Genomic DNA, 6,122 nt, shown 5'->3' with positions numbered 1-6,122 from the left:
TGATATTTTATCTCTCAAGTTCATCGGCTCTCCTTTTGTGTGGTATTTTTTAACAAACATATTCTACCAAAAGGAGAGCAATTTTACACCAAATAAATTCAGAAAAATTCACTTATTTTATTACTTTTGCAAGAGCCTCTAATGAATGGACTTATGCAATGATAGTAGGGAACATGGATATAGACCCGCTTTATGACCTAACGGTGGAGGTTGGTATGGATGATCTCCCCGGCCTTGTTGTTTTTTCTCCAACTGGTTGGATTCCTGTACAAATAGACACCAATTTTATCAACTGGATGGCTGATTTTAATTATGAGGTCAATTTGGGCGATCCTCCCCTCCCGGGTTTTGGCTTCACATATACAGGGACATCCACAGATGACATTGGTTCTATCAGGTATAACACCACAACATGGCGCGATGACGGTTTGGGAGGAAATCTAAATAGTGCATACAACGGGAATACCTGTTCCCCGTCTGTCTGCACACCAAATAACACAGTGCCGGAACCGGGAACATTATTGCTAATGATTACCGGCATGGTGATGCTTGGTATCTTATTGCAACGAAAATCAAGTAATAAACCGGAAATAAAGACACATTGAAAAAATAAATAGGTTCTTTAAAAAAGTATAAATAAGGTTGTCATAAAATAACCATTACAACTATTTGTCATTCCCGAAGTCATTTATCGGGAATCTGGTTTTGGTACAAACTATATACCCGATAAAACATTCGGAAATGACAGGAATAGTTGCATTATTGGACAATTGGTTTACTACCTAAAATGAGAAAGAATCGAAAAAACAGGGGCGTCCCATGTTAAATGTTTATTTGAAGACTATCACAACCGCCCTGACCTCAGGATAGCCCACACCAGCCATAAACCAAGAAAGCCTGCTACAAGGTAGCCGGCTACGCCGATTATGGGAAAGCCGAGGAACAGCGGGCCCATCTGGGTTTGCATGATTATGGATGAACCGACTATTATAGATGCTATTATGAGGCTGAAAGAGAGTCTGTTGCTTGCCTTATCAATATGGAGTTCAAGGTCTTCTAATTTATCATGCTTGACTTCAATCTCTATGCGGCCATCTTTAAGGTGCCTTAACAGATGTCTTAGGTCATGAGGAAAGTTTTTGAGGATGCGGTTTAACTCTAACCCGAGATGGATGAAGTTCTTATAGATTCCGGCCGGCCGGAACAGCCTGTTTCTGAACAAAACTTGTGTATAAGGTCTTATATTTTCAATTAGATTGAAATCCGGGTCAAGTGTTCTGACTATTGACTCTACTGTCATGAATGTCTTGCCGAATAATAGCAGGTCTGTAGGTAATTTTATGTAGTAGCGCCGTCCTATGGATACAAGGCCCTCCATGAATTCAGCAAAGGAAAACTCCTTCAAGGGGATGTCGTAATACCTCTCAAGAAAATCCCTTAAATCCCTTTTGAATGCCTTTTGGTCGAAATCTCCTGTGAGGATTCCCACTTCAAGGTAAACGTCCATCATCCTGTCAATGTCCTTATCCATAAAGGCAATAAAGATGTTTGCGAGGTTATCCACCATCTCATCATCAAGATGACCCATTATCCCAAAATCGTGAAAGCAGATTCGTCCGTCTTCAAGGAATAATATATTCCCAGGATGCGGGTCAGCATGGAAAAATCCATGTTCAAATATCTGTATCAGGTAGGTTTCATTAAAAGATTTTGCAAGCCTGCGTCTGTATCGTAAATCACCATCTACATCTGTAACCTTCTTGCCGGCTACATATTCCATTGTAAGTATGTGATTTCCGCTGAACTCCCATATTACTTCAGGGACGTAAACGTTTTTTGAGCCTTTAAATATCTCCCTGAATCTGTCTGCACTCCTGCCTTCAAGCCTGAAGTCCAGTTCCCTTCTTATGGATTGGGAAAACTCTTCAACAAGGCCGGCAGGGTCATACATCTTGGACTCTTGAATATACTTTTCTATCAGTCGTGAGAGATTTGCAAGGATACTCAGGTCTGTTTCTATGGTTTCTTTAATGCCGGGCCTCAGAATCTTTACAACAACATCTTTGCCGTTGAATAGCCTTGCCCTGTGTACCTGACCTATTGAGGCAGCAGCGAGGGGTTTTTCATCAAAGGCAGCAAAAAGTTTTTCTATCGGCTTACCGAACTGGGATAAGATTTCTTCTCTAACCTGTTCATAGGAAAAAGGGGGAACATTATCCTGAAGTTTCTGGAGTTCATTTATGAAATCTTCGGAAAGAATATCTCTTCTTAAACTGAGGATCTGACCGAACTTGATGAATGTAGTGCCGAGCTCTTCAAGTACAAGCCTGAATTGCCCGGCAGCATTCTTTGGGATCATCTCACGCTCAGGAATCCTGAAGAGGCGTTTCCCGAGCGGGACATAGCTTTGTAGGTTTAATTTATCTACTACATAACCGAACCCATATTTGATAAGGGTATTAAGTATCTGACGTACACGTTGTATATCTCTGTAAGTCTGCCGGAATTTGTAAAAAGGCATAGCCTACATTTACCTGCATCCTTTCATGTCATGCATACAGCAGTCATGGTCTCCTCTTTTATTACCATGATGGTCCATCCAGCCGAGGAGATAGTTTGCCAGAATCTCATACTGTTCATTTGAGAGAAAGTCCCTTGTTTTTAACAATTGGTCAACCCTGTAGGTATTTACGGCGGTTCTAAGGGACTCCAAATTCTTGAGCGTATCTTTTATTGTTTTAGCATCAGTTGATTTCATCCTCAATAACCATTGAAGGTCCATTTCAGCAATCTCTATCTCAGCCCTTTTCCTCAGCATCTCTTTCCGGTATTCATAGAAAATCTTTCCGAGTTTCTCATTTTCCTCATCTGAAAGATTCAGCTTTTCTTTGATCATATCCCATGGGTTCATATCCTTGTTCATCATGTGTTTACCCATCTTATGCATCATCGCATGGGCAGGGTCATTCTTACACCAGTCATCATCCGTCATGTCACCCATGTCTCCAGCGTCATACATGGGTTTGGACGTATGGGCTTCATGCATATCACCCATTGCTATTGCAAGTTTCCCGCTAAACAGGATTAGAACAGATAAAAATACTAAAGATAAAAGTTGCCTTTTCTTCATTTTAATACCCCCTTTTTTATTGGTTATTTGTTAATAGAGAAGCCTAAAAGCTAAAAGCCTTAAAGCTAAAAGCCATGAAGCTAAAATATAGATGAAATATACTGAGTTGCGGCTCTTGTGCTCCAGTCTCTGCCACCCTGGGCCTTTCCTATAATCTCCCCTTTTGTATTAATAAAATAGGTAGTTGGAACTGCCCAAACTTTATACTCATCGGAGACCTCATAATCATCATCAAGTAGAGCAGGAAATGTCAGGCGGTATTCTTTCATAAATGAACTGACTTCCTCTCTTGAATCACCGGAGGCAACAGAAATAATTACAAATGCCTTATCTTTAAACTGCTGGTGTAATCTCTCCATAGAAGGCATTTCCATCCGGCATGGGCCACACCATGTTGCCCAGAAATTGAGCATAACAACCTTTCCCCTGTAGCTTTTCAGATTTATCTTTTTATTGGCGATGTCCTTTAACGTAAAATCCTTTGCCTCAACAGGACGGGGAAATTCCTGTATTCCAAGATAAGCAGCATAACCTCTGCTGTCTGCGATAGATGTTCGGTTATTATAAAATCCTAAACCGATACTGAAGGCAATTGTTAATATTATGGTTAAACAGGTTTTTCTATCTGTGATGTACTTCATGGTTTTTCTAACCGGAAATATATTCTGCAATGTTCTGCATAATAACATGTTATGAATCTGGGCGTCAAGTTTACCGATTTTTGATTTATATCGGATAATGTCCACCCCGCCTGAAATTGACAGAACTTTCCTATCCTGTTATTTTACCTTCAGAATAAATATCCCCGGTTAGTATTATCTAACAGGTTTGGGTATTTTTGAATAAACCCACATGAGCAAGGTGCTCACAAAGGGGCATGAAAGTCAGCGGGACAAGAATGTCCCGCCTATCCTTATAGAAATGGATAGGCGGGGTTTTCTTACCCCGCCGGAAGGATTTTCGGATGAACCCTCATGAGCCTTCGGCTCACAAAGGGAAATGAAAATAGTAAACAGTAAGCAGTGAGCAGTAAACAGGAAAGGCAGTCTTTATCTGCTAACTGCTTACCGCTTACTGCTTACTTGGGGTCATTTTCGGATGAAGGAGACTTTAATATTTCCAATCTTTTCGGTAATACTGCAGGATTAAAGGCGGACCAGCTCAGGAGGTTAAAGAATATCTACCGCCGAAGGATTCCGCCGTCTGAGGTAATTACAGGTGAGCTTGCACGATATATTACTTCCCTTTCTTTTGAGATTAGGAAACAGATAGGGATGATCATAGACAGGCAGGGACAGATACGATGTGTTATCATCGGTGACCAGAAAGAGATTGTTATACCTGATATTTCTGAATTTGCCCTCGGAAGGAGGAATATCAGGGGCGTCAGGTGTGTTCATACACATCTGAAAGATGAGGCCCTTTCACAGGATGACCTTACAGACCTTGCTTTGCTCAGGCTTGATCTTATGGCAGCAGTCGGTGTAGGAGGTGACGGCCTTCCTGCCCATATTTATATGGCAAACCTTATTCCTCCAAATCCCGCCGGCAAGACATACAGGGTACATGAGAAAACACAGTTTCAACAGCTTGACCTGAACTTATCTGATTTTCTGAGTATTCTTGATGAAGAACTTTCCGTCGGCGCTGAGGTAAAAGAGGTTGAAAAGGGGGACAGGGCTGTAATTGTAAGTGTTTCGCTAAAGAGCAAGTCAGAGCAGGAGGATTCACTTGAGGAGCTGAAGGAGCTTGCAAGGACTGCAGGGGTCACTGTAATTGGCTCTGTTATACAAAGACCAAAGCTGATTCACCCAAAATACCTTATGGGTGAGGGTAAGATAAAAGAGCTTTTAATTAAGTCATTACAGGGCGGGGCAAATCTTATTATACTTGATCAGAATCTCTCCCCAACACAGGTTAAATCAATAGCAGATATAACGGACATAAGGGTAATTGACAGGACACAGCTTATCCTCGACATATTTGCAAGACGGGCACACAGCAGGGATGGTAAGGTACAGGTTGAGCTTGCACAATTAAAATATCTCCTTCCAAGGCTTATCGGTACAGGCAAGGCCATGTCGCGGTTGATGGGCGGTGTAGGCGGCAGAGGGCCGGGTGAGATGAAACTGGAGGTTGACAGAAGACGGATAAGGGACAGGATAACACATCTGGAAAGGGAACTTGAGCATCTCAGCAGGGCAAGACAGCAGCGGAAAGAGAAGAGGGTTCAAAGCCATTTACCTATCATCTCTATTGTAGGCTATACAAATGCAGGTAAGTCAACATTGCTTAACTCCCTGACAAAGAGTAATGTAAAAACAGAAGACCTGTTATTTGCTACACTGGATACTTCATCAAGAAGGCTAAGATTCCCAAAAGAACGTGAGGTTATAATAACCGATACAGTCGGGTTTATAAGAGAACTGCCGGAGGATCTACTTGGCGCCTTCAGGGCTACGCTGGATGAGCTGAGGGACGCCCGCTTATTACTTCATGTTGTGGACATCAGCAACCCCCGTTTTGATCAGCAGATGGAGTCAGTAGACCAGATACTCAGGGAGTTAGGACTTGATAATATACCAAGACTTGTTGTATTTAATAAGCAGGATAAGGCAGAACCGGATGAGGTAAAGATGATTTGTCAGAGATTTAATGCCATTGCAATCTCTGCAATAAATCCTGAGACACTTTTGCTGTTACTGGCAGTGATGGAGGAGATGATATGGAGAGAACCGGGGGCTCACAAAGGTAAATGAAAACCCACCCTCACCCTAACCCTCTCCCTGAGGGAGAGGGGGCTATGTTGATTCCCTCCCCTTCAAGGGGAGGGATAGGGTGGGGATGGGGTTGATTTTCGGATGAACCGTCATGAGCGGGGCGCTCACAAAGGGAAATGAAAATAGTAAACAGTAAGCAGTGAGCAGTAAACAGGAAAGGCAGTCTTTATCTGCTAACTGCTTACCGCTTACTGCTTACTTGGGGTCATTTT

Annotated in this window: 5 protein-coding genes; 2 read left to right on the top strand and 3 right to left on the bottom strand. The window is 42.2% G+C overall.

Going from position 1 to position 6,122, the window contains the following annotated elements:
* Positions 1–158 precede the first annotated feature (158 nt).
* The gene (locus tag HZA08_04795) at positions 159–605 is read left to right on the top strand and encodes a PEP-CTERM sorting domain-containing protein (GenBank protein MBI5192743.1); all 447 of its coding nucleotides are present in this window, start codon (positions 159–161) and stop codon (positions 603–605) included.
* Positions 606–844: 239 nt separating this feature from the next.
* Here the strand turns inward: HZA08_04795 and HZA08_04790 are convergent, their stop codons facing one another.
* The 3 genes from HZA08_04790 to HZA08_04780 all read right to left on the bottom strand — a co-directional run bounded on the left by HZA08_04790 (position 845) and on the right by HZA08_04780 (position 3,801).
* Positions 845–2,521, bottom strand: coding sequence for a hypothetical protein (locus HZA08_04790; protein MBI5192742.1), 1,677 nt, complete (start codon positions 2,519–2,521; stop codon positions 845–847).
* Positions 2,522–2,530: 9 nt separating this feature from the next.
* Positions 2,531–3,130: a periplasmic heavy metal sensor gene (locus tag HZA08_04785; protein ID MBI5192741.1), complete on the bottom strand. Its 600-nt coding sequence runs from the start codon at positions 3,128–3,130 to the stop codon at positions 2,531–2,533.
* 80 nt (positions 3,131–3,210) lie between these two features.
* Positions 3,211–3,801 carry a TlpA family protein disulfide reductase gene (locus HZA08_04780; protein MBI5192740.1) on the bottom strand — a complete coding sequence of 197 codons (591 nt, stop codon included), beginning with the start codon at positions 3,799–3,801 and terminating at the stop codon, positions 3,211–3,213.
* Between the two features lie 444 nt (positions 3,802–4,245).
* Here HZA08_04780 and hflX point away from each other — a divergent pair, with 444 nt between their 5' ends.
* On the top strand, positions 4,246–5,889 hold the full coding sequence (gene hflX, locus HZA08_04775; protein ID MBI5192739.1) for a GTPase HflX: 1,644 nt from the start codon (positions 4,246–4,248) through the stop codon (positions 5,887–5,889).
* The last annotated feature ends 233 nt before the right edge of the window (positions 5,890–6,122 follow it).

The sequence above is a fragment of the Nitrospirota bacterium genome, from assembly GCA_016212215.1.
Taxonomy (GTDB): Bacteria; Nitrospirota; 9FT-COMBO-42-15; order HDB-SIOI813; family HDB-SIOI813; genus JACRGV01.
The sequence above is the reverse complement of the archived record's forward strand: the minus strand, read 5'-3'. Positions and strand labels throughout refer to the sequence as shown.